The organism is Martinezella tropici, from assembly GCF_003287875.1.
Lineage (GTDB): Bacteria > Pseudomonadota > Alphaproteobacteria > Rhizobiales > Rhizobiaceae > Rhizobium > Rhizobium tropici_C.
On sequence record NZ_QMKK01000052.1, the window covers coordinates 39,175 to 54,848 of the forward strand.

Sequence of the window (15,674 nt, forward strand, 5' to 3'; positions counted from 1 at the left end):
ACATGGCGCAGCATAGGTTGCTGTGTCATTCAGGGTTCGATGACGAGGCCTTGCGACCGTGTCAGGGAGCCCAATAAATCTCGACCGGGGAAGCCGCCCGGCGCAGCATGGCGCGGATCGGCATCTCGGTTTCTTCGCCCGGCGCTTCGGCCTTTGCCAAAACGTCCTTCTTTCCTTCTCCCTCGATATGGAGCACCAGCAATCGGGCATCCTGAAGGCTGGAGAAAGTGAACGTCAGCCGCGGCTCGCCCGCACCTTCCGCTTCCATCGTGATGATGCCGCGCGGGGTGTTCGGATCGAGTGCGGTCTTGAGATTGCTGCCACCCGGAAAGAAAGAGGCCGTGTGGCCGTCATTGCCCATGCCGAGGATGGCAATATCGAAGGGATGGCCGATAGAATTGGTCTTTTCGGTGGCAATGACCGCAGCCTCCTCGACGGAAGCCGCGGCCTGATAGAGCGGAAGGAAATTGGCGGCCGCCGCCTTGTCCTTCAGCAGGTTTTCCTGAACGAGCAGGTGGTTCGAGCGCGGATTGTCCGCCGGCACGAACCGCTCATCGACGAGGGCGACCGTCACCTTGGGCCAGTCGATCGAGCGCGATGACAGCGCCTGGAAGAAGGCCTTCGGCGTCGAGCCGCCGGAGACCGCGATGCTTGCGGAGCCGCGGGCGGTAATCGCAGCCGAAAGGGTCTCGGCCACCTTGTCCGCGAGCTTGCCGGCGAGTTCGGCACCATTGGCAAAAGCATGCATGTTGGCTGTCATCGTTGTCGTCCCGGTTTAGATATCGTCGTGCCAGGTGCGGCCGTCACGCTCGATGAGCGCGATGGCTTGGCTCGGGCCCCAAGTGCCGGCCGTATAGCCCTGTACCTGCTGGCCGGCTTGTTCCCAACCCTTGAGGATCGGGTCCACCCACTTCCACGCGGCTTCCACTTCGTCGCGGCGCATGAACAGCGTCTGGTTGGAACGGATGACGTCCATCAGCAGGCGCTCGTAGGCATCCGGATTGCGGACGTTAAAGGCAGAGGCGAAGCTCATGTCGAGCGAGACGTTGCGCAGGCGCATGCCGCCAGGACCCGGGTCCTTGATCATCAGCGACTGCTTGACGCCTTCATCCGGCTGCAGGCGGATGATGAGCTGATTGGCGACGATGCGGCCGGCGGCCTGGTCGAAGATGGTGTGCGGAATGTGCTTGAAGGTGATGACGATCTCCGACATGCGGCCGGCAAGGCGCTTGCCGGTGCGGATGTAGAAGGGAACGCCAGCCCAGCGCCAGTTGCCGATCTCGGCCTTGATGGCGACGAAGGTTTCGGTGTTGGAGACGCCGCCTTCCAGCTCGTCGAGATAGCCCTTGACCGGGCCGCCTGCCGAAGCGCCGGCGCGATATTGGCCGCGAACCGTCGCCTGCTCGACGTTGGAAGCGTCGATCGGCTTCAGCGCGCGCAGCACCTTCAGCTTCTCGTCGCGAACAGCTTCCGAATCCATCGAGGAGGGGATTTCCATCGCGGTCAAGCAGAGGAGCTGCAGGATGTGGTTCTGCACCATGTCGCGCAGGGCACCGGCCGTGTCGTAATAGCCGGCGCGGCCTTCGAGACCGACCGATTCAGCGACGGTGATCTGCACGTGGTCGATATGATTGGCGTTCCAGAGCGGCTCGTAGAGCGCATTGGCAAAGCGCAGCGCCATCAGGTTCTGCACGGTTTCCTTGCCGAGATAGTGGTCGATGCGGAAGATCTGCTCTTCCTTGAAGACCTTGCCGATCGTGTCGTTCAGCTGCAGGGCGGAAGCGAGGTCGCGGCCGATCGGCTTTTCGACGACGATACGGGTCTGCTTGGTAATCAGCTTGTGATCGTGGATCTTCTGCGAGATGTCGCCGAAGATGCCCGGAGCGACGGCGAGATAGAAGGCGCGCACGCGCTCCTTGCCTTCGTCCAGGATCTTCTTGAGCTGATCCCAGCCGGCGTCGCTGCGCGCGTCGACGGGTACGTAGAACAGGCGAGCCAGGAACTTCTTGACCTCGGCGTCGTCATATTCGCCCTTCTTCAGATGTTCCTTGAGGGCGGCGTCGGCGAATTTGCGATATTCTTCGTTGGAAAGAGCGCTGCGCGAAGCGCCGATAATGCGAGTCGGCTCGGAAAACTGGCCTTCGATCTGGCGATGATAAAGGGCGGGAAGGAGCTTGCGCTCCGCAAGGTCGCCACTGCCGCCGAAAACGACATAATCAAATGGTTCAACAGGAATGATTTGGCTGCTCATGAGCTATCTCTCAATCGGTCTTGGTTGAGGCCCCTTTTAATCTAATCGATTTAAAAAAGCCAGTGTGCATCGCAAAATTCAGATGCGCTTTTTAGAGCGGATTGCCGGCGGAAGAAATCATCTGCCGGTTTTTAAAACCTGTCGCGCAACGCAAACCACGTGAGCGCCAGGAACAGCAGAGGCGCCCGCATGCGCGCACCGCCGGGGAAGGGCGGAATGTTCAGCTCCTTGAAGAGGTGAAGTTCATCCGCATTCCCGAGTACCGTTTTCGCATAGAGTTTACCGCAATAATTTGACAGCATAACCCCATGGCCGGAATAACCACCGATCGAGGTGACACCCGGCATGACGTCGCGCACGAACGGTTGGCGCGGCATGGTGATGCCGACCGAGCCGCCCCAGGCATAATCGATCTTGATATCGCCGAGAGCTGGATAGATTTCCGTAATCTGCCGGCGGATGTGCTGCGTTATGTCGCGCGGATTGTCTGATGTGTAAGCCTCGCGCCCGCCGAACAGCAGGCGTCCATCCCTGGATTTGCGGAAATAGCGCACGACGAATCGCGAATCGGCGACGGCCTCGTTGCCGGGAAGAACCTGCGGAAAGCGGTCCAGCGGTTGCGTTGCGCCGATGAAGGAGCGGATCGGCATGACGTGGCTCGCCGTCACCGGCTCGAGATTGCCGATATAGCCGTTGCAGGCGATCAGCACCCGGTCGGCGGTGATCTCGCCGCTATCCGTCTCGACAATGGTCTTGCCGCCGGATTGCCGAAAACCTTTCGCTTTCGTCATTTCAAAGAGCGAAGCGCCGGCTTCGGCCGCGACGCGGGCAAGGCCGATGAGAAGCTTCAGCGGGTGGATATGGCCCGTGCCCATGTCCCGGACGCCATAGAGATAGAATTGCGAACCCAGCCGTTCCCGAGTTTCGGCCTGATCCATGAACGTCATGTGCGGATAGCTGTAGCGGGTCGCCGCGATTTCCGCACTGTCCATGTAATCGCGCTTGTAGCCGCGCTTGTGCGTGACATTCATCTGGCCGGGCAGGAAATCGATATCGATGCCATGCTCGGATGCGAAATCGAGAAGATGCCGCTTGGCATCCTCGGCAAGGTCGAAGAGGGCCTTGGAGCGCTCATAGCCGATCTTCTCTTCCATCTCCTCCGGCCACCAGCGCTGGCCGGTGCCGAGCTGGCCGCCATTGCGGCCGGAGGCGCCGTCGCCGAAGCGGTTGGCGTCGATCAAGACAACCTCAGCGCCACCCTTGGCGAGGTTATACGCGGCCTGCAGGCCGGTATAGCCGCCGCCGACGATTGCGACGTCGGCCCGGCGCGAACCGTCGAGCCTTGGATAGCTCGCACGCGGGCCGACAGTCGCCTGGTAGAAGGAAAGGCCCGGCGCAATCGGGCTCTGCCATGTTTCCTGCAATGTCATGGCGATCTCCCTCACACGTTAAGCAGAAGGAATTCCCGCTCCCACGGGCTGATCACCTGCATGAAGGTCTCGAACTCACCGCGTTTGACGCCGGCATAGATGTCGATGAAATCCTTGCCGAGGACCTCCTCGAAGGCCGGTTCGTCCTCCATCAAGGCAATGGCCTCAAGCAGGCCGCGCGGCAGATCGATGGAGCCTTCATTCGCGGAATCCTCGGTCGGCGCCGTCGGCTCAACCTGCTTCATGATTCCGAGCAGGCCGGAGGCGAGCGAGGCGGCGAGTGCCAGATAGGGATTGGCATCCGAACTCGGCAGCCGGTTTTCCACGCGCCGCGCCTGTGGATCGGAAACCGGTACGCGGAAGGCCGTGGTGCGATTGTCGTAGCCCCAGGCATTGTTGACCGGGCAGGACATGTTCGGCGCCAGCCGGCGATAGGAATTCACATAGGGCGCGAGCATGGCGAGCGCATTCGGCACGAAGCGCTGCATGCCGCCGATGAAGTGAAAGAATTCCCGTGACGGGCTGCCGTCCGGATTGGTGAAAACATTCTTGCCGGTCTCGATATCCACGACCGACTGATGGATATGCATTGCCGAGCCGGGCTGGCTCTGCATCGGCTTGGCCATGAAGGTCGCATAGATGCCATGCTTCAGCGCCGCCTCGCGGATCGTGCGCTTGAACAGGAAGACTTGGTCGGCCAGCTCGATCGGATCGCCATGGCGCAGGTTGATCTCGAGCTGCGCCGGACCCTCTTCATGGATCAGTGTATCGATCTCGAGACCCTGCTTTTCCGAGAAGTGATAGATGTCGTCGATCAGCTCGTCGAACTCGTTGATGCCGGCGATCGAATAGCCCTGGCCGCCGAGGATCGAGCGGCCCGAACGGCCTTTCGGCGGATGCAGCGGATAGTCCGGATCGTCGTTCTTGGCGACGAGATAGAATTCGATCTCGGGTGCTACCACCGGCTTCCAGCCACGGTCGCGATAGAGTCCCATGATGCGCTTCAAGACGTTGCGCGGCGTGTAGGAGACTTCCTGTCCCTCGGAGTTGACGATATCGCAGATAACCTGCGCCGTCGGATCGCTCTCCCAGGGCACGACCGAAAGCGTCGAAAGGTCGGGCACCAGCTTCAGATCGCTGTCGCGCGGCTCGTAGCGGAAGCTTTCGGTCTCTTCCGGATATTCGCCGGAAATCGTATGCCGATAGATCGCGGAGGGCAGCGCCAGCGATGTATTGGAGGTGAATTTCGACGTCGGCATCATCTTGCCGCGCGGTACGCCGGCAAGGTCCGGCGTAATGCATTCTATGTCTTCGATCCCGCGCGCCCGCAGCCATTGGGCTGCCTCTTTCCAGTTTGCCACGCCGCGTGCCGATCTCAGACTGGGAGGAACCGTAGGGGTTTTCGAGACAGGCACGGAAGCTTTCAGCGGGGTCTTTCTCGCGGGCATAAAACACCGTATTTGGGTTGATCGGTGATCGCATCATAACTGCAGTTTGCCAATTGGCGAGGGGGAAAACCGCTCGGACTTTCGCCGTATGATGGAAAAAGATGAGAGAGCGCGGCGAAGATATGAAGGGCTGAAGCGTGGTCGCCAGATATGATGTAATCGTCCTCGGTGCGGGCGCGGCAGGCATGATGTGCGCTGTCCGGGCCGGCCAGCGCGGGCGCTCCGTCGTCGTGCTCGATCATGCCGCCGCACCCGGCGAAAAAATCCGCATTTCCGGCGGCGGCCGCTGCAATTTCACCAATATCCATGCCGGTCCGAAGAACTTCCTATCCGCCAATCAGCATTTCGCCAAATCGGCGCTCGCCCGTTTCACACCGCAGGATTTCATCGCCATCGTCGAACGCCATGGCATTGCGTGGCACGAGAAAACGCTCGGCCAGCTCTTCTGCGACAACAGCGCCAAGGACATTATCCGCATGCTGACCGACGAGATGCGCGCAGCCGGGGTGCAACTTCGGTTGCGAACCGAGGTCGGCGGCATCGAACAAAGTGATGGCGGCTATCGCATCAGCACCTCCGAAGGCATTTTCGAAGCAACCTCGCTGGTCGTGGCGACGGGCGGCAAGTCGATCCCCAAGATGGGGGCTACCGGCTTTGCCTATCGCCTCGCCGAGCAATTCGACTTGCCTATTGTCGAGACCCGGCCGGGCCTCGTGCCGCTGACGCTCGATCCGCAATTGCTTCAGCACCTGGCGCCGCTGTCGGGTATCGCTGTCCCCGCCGAGATCCGCCATGGCAAGACGGCATTCCGCGAGGCTCTTCTCTTCACCCATCGCGGCCTCAGCGGCCCCGCCATCCTGCAGATTTCCTCCTATTGGCGGGAGGGTGAGGATATCTCCGTCGTGATCGAGCCTGATATCGACCTGTTCGAGCTTCTCAAGAAGGCCAAGCAGGTGAATGGTCGGCAATCCGCGCAGACGGCCCTTGCCGAAATCCTGCCGAAACGGCTGGCGCAGCATTTCGTCGAGAACGAAGGCATATCAGGCAATATAGCCGATCAGTCCGACAAGCGCCTGCAGCAACTCGCATCGGCAATCCAATCCTGGTCGGTCAAGCCGTCGGGCTCCGAAGGCTACCGCACAGCGGAAGTGACGCTGGGCGGTATCGATACGGACTGCCTCGATTCGCGGACGATGCAGGTGAAAACCGTCCCCGGTCTCTTCTTCATCGGTGAATGCGTCGATGTCACGGGCTGGCTCGGCGGCTATAATTTCCAATGGGCCTGGGCTTCCGGCCATGTCGCCGGCGAGGCTGCTTGAATTGACCTTGCCAACTGGTCCTGAAACGGGCAAAGAGCATCTCCAGCGCGAAGATACTCGATGGAGACAATCATGACGATTAAAACCCTGACATTCCGCGGTGCAGTTCTTTCAGGCATCGTTGCGGCCATGACGATGTCGCTTGGCATGCTTGCCGTCACCGCGTCCGATGCGAGCGCTGCTTCCACCCAATGCAAGAAGCTGGATCCGAACGGCCGGGATGCGGGCGGCGATACGAATTTCGCCATTGCGATCCGCGACAAGAAAGGCGATGTCGTCAAGAAGATGCTGGCCTGCGGCGCCAAGCTGGACATGAAGACGACGGAGGGCTGGTATCCGCTGCATACCGCCGCCTATTACGGCCCCGCCGACATGATCGATCTTCTGGTTTCCAAGGGTGCCGACGTCAACGCGCGCGGCGACTATGATGGTTGGACGCCTTTGCACATGGCGAGCCAGCAGGATGATCCGGCCGTCGTCAAGGCATTGTTGAAGGATGGCGCCGACAAGACCATCAAGTCTGCCTCCGGCAAGACTGCCGCCGAAATTACGACCGATCCCGCCATCGCGGCATTGCTGAGGTAGCGCGCGGTCTCCGCCAATGTGATGGTCGCGCCGCCTGGCACCTAACCTCTGGTTTTGACGTTTTCTTTTCCTATATTTCTATTTTGTATATTGCCTGTTGCGGGAACGGCCTTTTGCCGGTTATCGTGTCAGTGCGAAAATGGGAATATGCTCATGAACAGAACAAAGCGCCGTGCTCGCGCCATTGCAATCGCTCAGACCCAAGACAGTGCCAAGCTCCTGGCGGCAAGGCTTCTGATGTTGACGACCGGCGTCACAGCCGTCTGCATCGCTTATCTCGCGGCACGCGGCTTCTGAGCCCTTAGCCGCTTCATTATTCTTGGCCGTCGCCGGAACGACGGCCCTTGCTCGCGTACAAATATAGGCTTTGCCGTCCGCTTCTCAGCGTTTGATTGTATGTTGCGAGCCCCCACAACGCCCTTATCTGAAAATTAATTAATCAGACCGACAATTCCCGACGATTTCATGGGGCGCTCTACTGCATGATAGAGCCGAAGCAATGATTGCTTCCCGACATTATACTCGGTGGCCCCGCCTGCGGATATTTCAAGAACGATGGTTATACATCCGGTCAGCGCCGAGGTGGCGTCGAACGGGGGGAGCGGCATGTGAGAGGTCTGAGCCACTATGTTCATTGATAAGATATTGTCGCGTTTCAAGATCAAGACGAAGGTCCTCATATTCGTCCTGCCGTTCGTCATCAGCATTTCCGCCGTTGGCCTCACCGGGCTTTACGCGTCGGGACTGCTCCAGGGACGCATGGAGATTTCCAACAGCGTCTTGCAGTCGCTGACCGGTTTCAAGAACCTATACGGCTCCATGGACGACTTCCTGCGCATCACCAATACGCAGCAGCGCGACAAACTCTACCAGGATATCAAGTCGCAGCAGGGCGTGCTGAATGCCACTCTCGGCCAGCTCGGTGCGGATGCAGATGGGCGTGACAATCTGACTGACGCCACCGCCAAGACCGCCGATATGGCAAATCTCGTAGGCCGGCTATGGACATTGCATGAGCAGGAGGTCTCGCTCCGTAAGACGATCGATGATGCCCAGAGGGCATTGATCAGTGCCCGCTTCAACGTCAATTTCAACAGCCAGCAGCTGGAAGATCGGATGCGCCAGGATCAGGCGGACGCGACCTCCACACTGCGTTCCGCCGACCGTCTGCTGAAGGGTGGCGATATGCTGGCCTCCGTTGCCGAAGATTTCAACAAGGCAGCGACGCCGGCCGACAAGGTCAAGCTCCTGAAAGACCGGCTGTCGGATCTGAACAAGGCACAACGTTCCATCGATCTTGCATTGCCGCAGAACCAGAAGAGCGTGGTTCAGTCGCTGGTGAGCACGATCAAGGAGCTTGCCGCCTTCACGGAAAGCACCGACGTGCCGACAGACGATACTATCGCAGCCATCAGCCGGCTGCTGTCACGTTTCCGTCAGACCTCGACCTACACGCAGCTGGCGGCAACGCAGATGATGCGCCAGGCAACCACGACCTTCGTCTCCCTCGACGCCCGCGTCGCGCAGACCAATTCGGTCCTTCAGGACACGCGACGCCTCGAGGATTCGGTCTATTCGCTGCAGCTCGTTCTGGCGGATTTCGACGCGAATACGAACAAGGACAATCTCGTCCGCCTGCGCCAGGAAATCTCCAAGCTCGGCGGTGATATCGATACGCTGAACCAGAGCGCCAAGAGCATGGATTTCGCCAGCGACATTGACTCGGCCATCCGTCCGGCGATCAAGTCGATGGATGAAGCCGGCGGCAAGCTGGTCGACATCATCACGCAGCGCATCACCGAATATGCCAGCGCCCGCCAGCAGCTCGATCAGGTTTGGGGCCAGCTCACCGCCTTCGCCGAAACGCAGAAGCAGAGCGCGGGCACCGAGCGCAGTCAGGCGAATTACATCTCCATTCTGGCAACCGCCCTTGGCATCATCCTCTCGGTTGCTGGTGGCATCGCGCTCGTCCTGACACTGCAACGCCCGATCGGCCAGATCACCGCCGCCATGCGCCGCATCGCCGACGGCATGCTGGAGACTGCGATCTCCGGCGAACAGCGCCGTGACGAAATCGGCGACATGGCCCGCGCGCTTGGCATCTTCAAAGACAACGCCATCTCGAAGATCCGCATCGAGGAGCAGAGCGACGAGGAGCGCGCCGCCGCGGAACATGAGCGCCAGCGCAACGACGCTGAAAAGCGCGAACTCGACCGCCAGATCGACCATGCCGTCAGCGAGCTTGCGGCCGGCCTGGAACGTCTTGCCCAGGGTGACATCTCCGCGACGATCGACAGGCCTTTCATCGGTCGTCTCGAGCAACTGCGCCAGGATTTCAACAGTTCGCTGTCGCGCCTGCAGCAGACGCTGAGCCAGGTCCGCAGCAATGTCGAGATGATCCAGAGCAACGGCGCCCAGATGGCCGCCTCTGCCGAAGATCTGTCGAAGCGTACAGAGCAGCAGGCGGCTTCGCTGGAGCAGACCGCCGCCGCCGTCGACCAAATCACCAACACGGTCCGCTCCTCCGCCGAACGCGCCAAGGATGCGGATGCGATCGTGCGCGAGGCCAAGCGCAGCGCCGATGACAGCTCCATCGTCGTCGGCAACGCCATCGATGCGATGTCGCGCATCGAGGATGCCTCCCGCCGGATCGAGCAGATCATCGGCGTCATCGATGAGATCGCCTTCCAGACCAATCTTCTGGCGCTCAATGCCGGCATCGAAGCCGCCCGCGCCGGCGACGCCGGTAAAGGTTTCGCCGTGGTCGCCATGGAGGTGCGCGAGCTGGCACAGCGCTCGGCCGCTGCCGCCAAGGAAATCAAGGGGCTGATCAACAAGTCGACCGAGGAGGTCGCCTCCGGTTCGCAGTTCGTGCAGGAGGCCGGCTCGGTGCTGGCGCAGATCAGCAGCCAGATTGTGACGATCAGCCAGCATGTGGAGATGATCGCCCATGCCAGCCACGATCAGGCAAGCGCGCTGCAGGAGGTCAATTCCTCGGTCAATCACATGGATCAGATGACGCAGCAGAATGCCGGCATGGTGGAGGAAACTACGGCAGCAAGCCGCGAGCTCGCCTCCGAAGCCGACGCCCTGTTGCACCTGATCCAGCAGTTCAAGATCGAAGCCGGATACAGCGTCGGCTATATTCGAGAGCAAGCAGCCTGACCGCCGCAACCGTTGCCATCACAGGCGGATCGGCCAATTTCCGGCCGGTCCGCCTTTTCTATCGGCTTGCGATGGGCGCTTAAGACGGCGATCATCCGTTCGATCCAGAGGAAGGGGCGCGGCGTTTCGCGCCCGTAGTCGAGGTAGAAGAGATCCTCCTTCTGGCGCCATTGCTCTTCACGCGCCTGGCTTTGTATTTCGATGGCCTTGGCCAAAGCGATGCTTTCCAGCATGAGACGTCTCCATGGTTTGGGCATCGCCTTAACTACTCATGAGAATTTGCTTTATAAACAGCCGTTTTCACCCTATGTTTTTCAATTATGAAAAACGCTACATGGGATTCCTATCAGCTCTTTCTCGATGTCGCCCGCGGCGGTGGACTGACCGGAGCGGTCGCTTCGAGCGGCCTGAGCCCGGCAACGATCGGTCGGCGGATGCTGGAGCTGGAGGGACGCATCGGTCGGCCCCTCTTCGAGCGCAGCCAGGCCGGCTACACGCTGACCGGTGACGGCCAGGCCCTGTTCGATCAGCTGCTGGAAATGGAAGCTGCCGCCCACAAGGTTGACGGCTGGCGGCGCGACGGGCAGGGCATGTCCGTCGTCCGCATCGCCGCCGGCACATGGGTCGGCTGGCTGCTCAGCCAGAACATGCCGACGATCTGTTCGGAGCGGGACGGATTCCGCATCGATCTGCATCTCGGCGAGCGTCGGGCCAGCCTTGCCCATCGCGAGAGCGATATCGGCATCCGCGCCTTCGAGCCGGAGGAAACCAATCTCGCAGCCATCAAGATCGGTGACGTCGCCTATGCCGCCTATCAGGCCCGCAACATGCGCTTTGCCGGTCCGCAGCGCTGGATCGCGGTAGCGGAGGAGGAGGCGGTATCGGCCTATCTGCGCTGGCCCTATCAAAACAGGCGGGAGGAGATCGCCTTCACGGTCAGCCGACCGCGCTCGCTTCATGATCTCGTGCTTGCCGGATCCGGTATCGCGGTCCTGCCCTGCTTTGTCGGCGATCAGGAGCCAAGGCTGGAACGGGTTGGCGAGGAAATCCCGTCTCTCCGCCACCGGCAATGGATCGTCATGAACAATGCCGACCGGCACCGAAGGGAAATCCGCACCGTGGTCGACCGCATGGCCAAGCTCTTGAAAAGCCATGCCGAGCTTTTTGCGGGCAAGCGCCCGACCTATGCGTAACGCATCGCCGCGATATCTGCTTTCCCGTGGGCGAGCGTGTCTTGCGGACGATGGATGGCAAAGATGCGAAAGAGTGTGAGCCCACGCTTTTCCCCTTGTCGCCTTCAGATTTCCTTTCTAGTCTAACGGGAAAAACAGAGGGTTGGGTGTCGTCTGGATGCCCTTGAACAAAACAGGAGAGACTATGAAGTCCATGTTCGCACGGCTTGCAGCGACGGCATTCGCTGTCGTTTCGCTGGCAACGGTCGCTCAGGCAGAAGACAAGGTCGTCAATATCTACAACTGGTCGGATTACATCGATAATTCGATCCTGGCGGATTTCACCAAGGAAACCGGCATCAAGGTCGTCTACGATACCTTCGACCAGAACGAGACCCTGGAGACCAAGCTGCTTGCGGGCAAGACCGGCTACGATATTGTCGTGCCTACGGCTTACTTCCTGCAACGCCAGATCAAGGCCGGCGTCTTCCAGAAGCTCGACAAATCCAAGCTGCCGAACATCTCCAACATGTGGGATACGGTGCAGAAGCGCATCGCCACCTATGACCCCGGCAACCAGTACGCCATCGACTATATGTGGGGCACCACTGGCGTCGGCTACAATGTCGACAAGGTGAAGCAGATCCTCGGCACCGACGAGGCGCCTGATATCGACGTGATTTTCGATCCCAAGCTTGCCGCCAAGTTCAAGGATTGCGGCATCTACATGCTGGATTCGCCAACCGACGCCATTCCGGCGGCTCTGCGCTATCTGGGTCTCGATCCGAACTCAACCAAGCAGGAAGACTTCAAGAAGGCCGAAGAGCTTTTGACGTCGATCCGGCCGTTCGTGCGCAAGTTCCACTCTTCCGAATACATCAATGCGCTCGCCAACGGCGATATCTGCCTTGCTTTCGGCTATTCCGGCGACGTGCTGCAGGCCCGCAACCGAGCTGCTGAGGCCAAGAACGGCGTGAATATCAGCTATTCGATCCCAAAGAAGGGTGCGCAGATGTGGTTCGACGTCATGGCGATCCCCGCCGATGCACCGCATGTCGAAGAGGCGCACATCTTCCTCAATTACATCATGAAGCCGGAAGTCATCGCCAAAGCGAGCAACTTCACTACCTATGCCAACGGCAACAAGGCGTCGCAGGAATTCGTGAGCAAGGACGTGCTGGAGGATCCGGCCGTCTATCCGACCGATGCGGTCCGCGAGAAGCTGTTCACACTGACCCCGTGGGACTCGAAAACGCAGCGCTTGGGAACGCGCTTGTGGACAAAGGTCACCACTGGCCAATAAATCGAAGCGGCCCGGACGGCAACGTCCGGGCCTTTCCTTATAAAGCAAAAATCGCGAGCGTGCCGGGATGGGGAAGAGCTGGCACCACGAAAGCTCGCCCGATATCCATTTGGGGATAGATAATGAAGTCACTCGGTAATATCCGGCGTTCCTTTGCTCCTTGGACCGACCCTTCGGCCAAGCCTTACATTTCCTTCAAGAACGTGACGAAGAAGTTCGGTGATTTCACCGCCGTCGATAATCTCTCCCTGAATATCTACAATCGCGAATTCTTCGCTCTTCTGGGTGCTTCGGGTTGCGGCAAGTCCACGCTTTTGCGCATGCTCGCCGGCTTCGAGCAGCCGACGACGGGCGAAATCGTGCTCGACGGCCAGGATCTTGCCGGCACGCCGCCCTATCGCCGCCCCGTCAACATGATGTTCCAGTCCTATGCGCTGTTTCCGCATATGTCGGTGGAAAAGAATATCGCCTTCGGCCTGCGCCAGGACGGCATGCCGAAAGCGGAGATCGACGATCGCGTCGCGCAAATGCTGAAGCTCGTCAAGCTGGAGCAATTCGCCAGGCGCAAGCCCAACCAGCTTTCCGGCGGCCAGCGCCAGCGCGTGGCTTTGGCGCGCTCGCTTGCCAAACGGCCGAAGGTGCTGCTGCTCGACGAACCACTCGGCGCGCTCGACAAGAAGCTGCGCGAAGAAACCCAGTTCGAACTCATGGATCTGCAGCAGAGCCTGGGGTTGACCTTCGTCGTCGTCACCCACGATCAGGAAGAGGCGATGACCATGGCGGACCGCATCGCGGTCATGAGCCACGGCAAGGTGGTACAGGTGGCAACGCCGGCCGAGATCTACGAGGCGCCCAATTGCCGCTTCGTCGCCGACTTCATCGGTGACGTGAACATCCTCGACGGCAACGTCACCTCGGCGCAGTCGGGCATCGTCGAGATATCGGTCGATTCCGGCTTCACGGTGCGCACCGCTTCCGGCGGCGCACAGTCGGCGGGAAGCCGCGCGAGCCTCGCCATCCGCCCGGAAAAGCTTCGGGTAACACCACGCCCGCCGGCCAATGCCTCGGTCAATGCCGCCGAAGGCGAGATATGGGATATCGCCTATCTCGGCGACATGACCGTTTTCCACGTCAAGCTGAAGGGGGGGCAGGTGGTCAAGGCCTCGTCGCTGAACGCCGTGCGCGCGGTGGAGGAGCCCTTCGCCTACGACCAGAACGTTTGGGTCTCCTTCGACGAAAATGCCGGCGTCTTGCTGAAGGATTGATCATGAGAGCGCTCGGTTCCCTAATCTATCAGCGCCTCGTGATCATCGTTCCCTATGCCTGGTTGCTGGTCTTTTTCCTTGCGCCGTTCCTCATCGTCTTCCGCATCTCGCTGTCGACCAAGGCGCTGTCGGTCCCGCCCTATGATCCATCCTTCGCCTGGAGCGACAGCTTCGGCGACTGGTGGGACAAGCTGCAGACCATGTCGTTCGACAATTACACATGGCTGACCGGCGATCCCCTTTACATGAGCGCCTACATTCAGAGCCTGCAGATCGCCGGCATCTCGACGCTCCTGACCCTCATCATTGCCTATCCTATCGCCTACGGCATGGCGCAGGCGCCGCGCACGATCCGGCCGACTTTGCTGATGCTGGTTATCCTGCCCTTCTGGACGAGCTTCCTGATCCGCGTCTATTCATGGATGTCGATCCTCAGCACCACGGGTCTCTTGAACCAGCTATTGATGGGGCTCGGCATCATCCACCAGCCGCTTGTCATCCTGAACACCAATACCGCCGTCTATATCGGCATGGTCTATTCCTATCTGCCCTTCATGGTGCTGCCACTCTATTCGGCGCTGGAAAAGATGGACGGCACGCTGATAGAGGCGGCGCAGGATCTCGGCTGCACGGCGATCGGCGCTTTCTGGCGCGTCACCTTTCCGCTCTCGCTTCCTGGTGTTATCGCCGGCTGCATGCTGGTCTTCATCCCCGCTGTCGGCGAGTTCGTCATTCCCGACCTGCTCGGTGGCTCCGAAACCCTGATGATCGGCAAGGTGCTCTGGACGGAGTTCTACAGCAACACCGACTGGCCGCTGGCCTCGGCGGTGGCGACCATCCTGCTTCTGGTGCTGGTCATCCCCATCGTCTTCTTCCAGCATTTCCAGGCCAAGGCCGACGAGAAGGGGAGATAATTCATGACCCGCTGGTCCCGCTTCAACATCGTCTCCGTCACGCTCGGCCTGGCTTTCCTTTACCTGCCGATCCTGCTGCTGGTGATCTATTCCTTCAACAGTTCCAGGCTGGTCACGGTCTGGGGCGGTTTCTCGACGCAATGGTACGTGCACCTCTTCAGCAACGACACCATGCTGAATGCCGCCTGGCTGACGGTGCGCATCGCGCTCCTGTCGGCGACCATTGCCACGGTGCTCGGCACCTTCGCGGCAATTACGCTTGTGCGCTACACGCGGTTCCGCGGGCGCATCCTGTTTTCGGGCATGATCTATGCGCCGCTGGTCATGCCTGATGTCATCACCGGCCTGTCGCTGCTGCTGCTCTTCGTTACCTCTGGTGTCGATCGCGGCTTCTGGACGATCGTCATGGCGCATACGACGCTGACCATGTGCTTCGTCGCCGTCGTCGTTCAGTCCCGCCTGCTGACCTTCGATCGCTCGATCGAGGAGGCGGCGATGGATCTCGGCGCGCCGCCCGTGCGCACCTTCTTCGAGGTGACGCTGCCGATCATCGCGCCGGCCGTCTTTTCCGGCTGGGTACTGGCCCTGACGCTGTCGCTCGATGATCTGGTGATTGCGACCTTTGCTTCGGGTGCAGGCGCGAAAACGCTGCCGATGCTGATCTACAGCCAGGTCAAGCTCGGCGTGACGCCGGAGATCAACGCCATCTGCACGATCCTCATCGGTGTCGTCGCCGTCGGCGTCATCTGCGCTTCCATCGTCACCAAGCGCCGCGAAGTGCAGCGCCAGAGAGACGAGCAGGCAGCCGCCGCGGCCTGAGGC

General features: G+C 60.3%; 14 protein-coding genes. 9 read left to right on the forward strand and 5 right to left on the reverse strand.

What is annotated here, in order from left to right:
* Positions 1-61: 61 nt before the first annotated feature.
* From pgl to DQ393_RS24675, 4 genes are all read right to left on the reverse strand, one after another.
* The gene (pgl, locus tag DQ393_RS24660; RefSeq protein ID WP_112344326.1) at positions 62-760 is read right to left on the reverse strand and encodes a 6-phosphogluconolactonase; all 699 of its coding nucleotides are present in this window, start codon (positions 758-760) and stop codon (positions 62-64) included.
* Between the two features lie 15 nt (positions 761-775).
* Entirely contained in the window at positions 776-2,251 is a 1,476-nt protein-coding gene (gene zwf, locus DQ393_RS24665; RefSeq protein WP_112344327.1) for a glucose-6-phosphate dehydrogenase, read from the reverse strand.
* 131 nt (positions 2,252-2,382) lie between these two features.
* A complete protein-coding gene (locus DQ393_RS24670; protein WP_112344328.1) occupies positions 2,383-3,681 on the reverse strand; it encodes an NAD(P)/FAD-dependent oxidoreductase in 1,299 nt (432 codons plus the stop codon).
* Between the two features lie 11 nt (positions 3,682-3,692).
* Positions 3,693-5,129, reverse strand: coding sequence for a glutamine synthetase family protein (locus tag DQ393_RS24675; protein ID WP_112344329.1), 1,437 nt, complete (start codon positions 5,127-5,129; stop codon positions 3,693-3,695).
* 137 nt (positions 5,130-5,266) lie between these two features.
* Here DQ393_RS24675 and DQ393_RS24680 point away from each other — a divergent pair, with 137 nt between their 5' ends.
* The 4 genes from DQ393_RS24680 (at position 5,267) to DQ393_RS24690 (ending at position 10,198) form a co-directional block, all read left to right on the forward strand.
* Positions 5,267-6,448 carry an NAD(P)/FAD-dependent oxidoreductase gene (locus DQ393_RS24680; protein WP_112344330.1) on the forward strand — a complete coding sequence of 394 codons (1,182 nt, stop codon included), beginning with the start codon at positions 5,267-5,269 and terminating at the stop codon, positions 6,446-6,448.
* A 72-nt stretch (positions 6,449-6,520) separates the two neighbouring features.
* Positions 6,521-7,033, forward strand: coding sequence for an ankyrin repeat domain-containing protein (locus DQ393_RS24685; RefSeq protein WP_112344331.1), 513 nt, complete (start codon positions 6,521-6,523; stop codon positions 7,031-7,033).
* A gap of 153 nt (positions 7,034-7,186) precedes the next feature.
* On the forward strand, positions 7,187-7,330 hold the full coding sequence (locus DQ393_RS33525) for a hypothetical protein (RefSeq protein WP_169644494.1): 144 nt from the start codon (positions 7,187-7,189) through the stop codon (positions 7,328-7,330).
* A gap of 330 nt (positions 7,331-7,660) precedes the next feature.
* Positions 7,661-10,198 (forward strand): methyl-accepting chemotaxis protein, encoded by a 2,538-nt coding sequence (locus DQ393_RS24690; protein ID WP_112344332.1) that lies wholly within the window; start codon positions 7,661-7,663, stop codon positions 10,196-10,198.
* Here the strand turns inward: DQ393_RS24690 and DQ393_RS24695 are convergent.
* Positions 10,174-10,431, reverse strand: coding sequence for a hypothetical protein (locus DQ393_RS24695; RefSeq protein ID WP_112344333.1), 258 nt, complete (start codon positions 10,429-10,431; stop codon positions 10,174-10,176). The genes DQ393_RS24690 and DQ393_RS24695 overlap by 25 nt on opposite strands.
* Positions 10,432-10,518: 87 nt before the next feature.
* Between DQ393_RS24695 and DQ393_RS24700 the strand changes: the two genes are divergently transcribed.
* The 5 genes from DQ393_RS24700 to DQ393_RS24720 all read left to right on the forward strand — a co-directional run bounded on the left by DQ393_RS24700 (position 10,519) and on the right by DQ393_RS24720 (position 15,671).
* The gene (locus tag DQ393_RS24700) at positions 10,519-11,391 is read left to right on the forward strand and encodes a LysR family transcriptional regulator (RefSeq protein WP_112344334.1); all 873 of its coding nucleotides are present in this window, start codon (positions 10,519-10,521) and stop codon (positions 11,389-11,391) included.
* Positions 11,392-11,584: 193 nt separating this feature from the next.
* The gene (locus tag DQ393_RS24705) at positions 11,585-12,673 is read left to right on the forward strand and encodes a polyamine ABC transporter substrate-binding protein (RefSeq protein WP_245430451.1); all 1,089 of its coding nucleotides are present in this window, start codon (positions 11,585-11,587) and stop codon (positions 12,671-12,673) included.
* 122 nt (positions 12,674-12,795) lie between these two features.
* Entirely contained in the window at positions 12,796-13,938 is a 1,143-nt protein-coding gene (locus DQ393_RS24710) for an ABC transporter ATP-binding protein (RefSeq protein ID WP_112344336.1), read from the forward strand.
* Between the two features lie 2 nt (positions 13,939-13,940).
* The gene (locus DQ393_RS24715) at positions 13,941-14,852 is read left to right on the forward strand and encodes an ABC transporter permease subunit (RefSeq protein ID WP_112344337.1); all 912 of its coding nucleotides are present in this window, start codon (positions 13,941-13,943) and stop codon (positions 14,850-14,852) included.
* 3 nt (positions 14,853-14,855) lie between these two features.
* Complete coding sequence (locus DQ393_RS24720) at positions 14,856-15,671, forward strand: ABC transporter permease subunit (RefSeq protein ID WP_112344338.1); 816 nt, start codon at positions 14,856-14,858, stop codon at positions 15,669-15,671.
* Positions 15,672-15,674 lie beyond the last annotated feature (3 nt).

Bases quoted from the DNA above. Each gene is read 5' to 3' on its own strand.
- zwf (WP_112344327.1), bottom strand. From the start codon at position 2,251: ATGAGCAGCCAAATCATTCCTGTTGAACCATTTGATTATGTCGTTTTC.
- DQ393_RS24700 (WP_112344334.1), top strand. From the start codon at position 10,519: ATGAAAAACGCTACATGGGATTCCTATCAGCTCTTTCTCGATGTCGCC.
- DQ393_RS33525 (WP_169644494.1), top strand. From the start codon at position 7,187: ATGAACAGAACAAAGCGCCGTGCTCGCGCCATTGCAATCGCTCAGACC.
- DQ393_RS24705 (WP_245430451.1), top strand. From the start codon at position 11,585: ATGTTCGCACGGCTTGCAGCGACGGCATTCGCTGTCGTTTCGCTGGCA.
- DQ393_RS24695 (WP_112344333.1), bottom strand. From the start codon at position 10,431: ATGCTGGAAAGCATCGCTTTGGCCAAGGCCATCGAAATACAAAGCCAG.
- DQ393_RS24690 (WP_112344332.1), top strand. From the start codon at position 7,661: ATGTTCATTGATAAGATATTGTCGCGTTTCAAGATCAAGACGAAGGTC.
- DQ393_RS24710 (WP_112344336.1), top strand. From the start codon at position 12,796: ATGAAGTCACTCGGTAATATCCGGCGTTCCTTTGCTCCTTGGACCGAC.
- DQ393_RS24670 (WP_112344328.1), bottom strand. From the start codon at position 3,681: ATGACATTGCAGGAAACATGGCAGAGCCCGATTGCGCCGGGCCTTTCC.
- DQ393_RS24715 (WP_112344337.1), top strand. From the start codon at position 13,941: ATGAGAGCGCTCGGTTCCCTAATCTATCAGCGCCTCGTGATCATCGTT.
- pgl (WP_112344326.1), bottom strand. From the start codon at position 760: ATGACAGCCAACATGCATGCTTTTGCCAATGGTGCCGAACTCGCCGGC.
- DQ393_RS24720 (WP_112344338.1), top strand. From the start codon at position 14,856: ATGACCCGCTGGTCCCGCTTCAACATCGTCTCCGTCACGCTCGGCCTG.
- DQ393_RS24675 (WP_112344329.1), bottom strand. From the start codon at position 5,129: ATGCCCGCGAGAAAGACCCCGCTGAAAGCTTCCGTGCCTGTCTCGAAA.
- DQ393_RS24685 (WP_112344331.1), top strand. From the start codon at position 6,521: ATGACGATTAAAACCCTGACATTCCGCGGTGCAGTTCTTTCAGGCATC.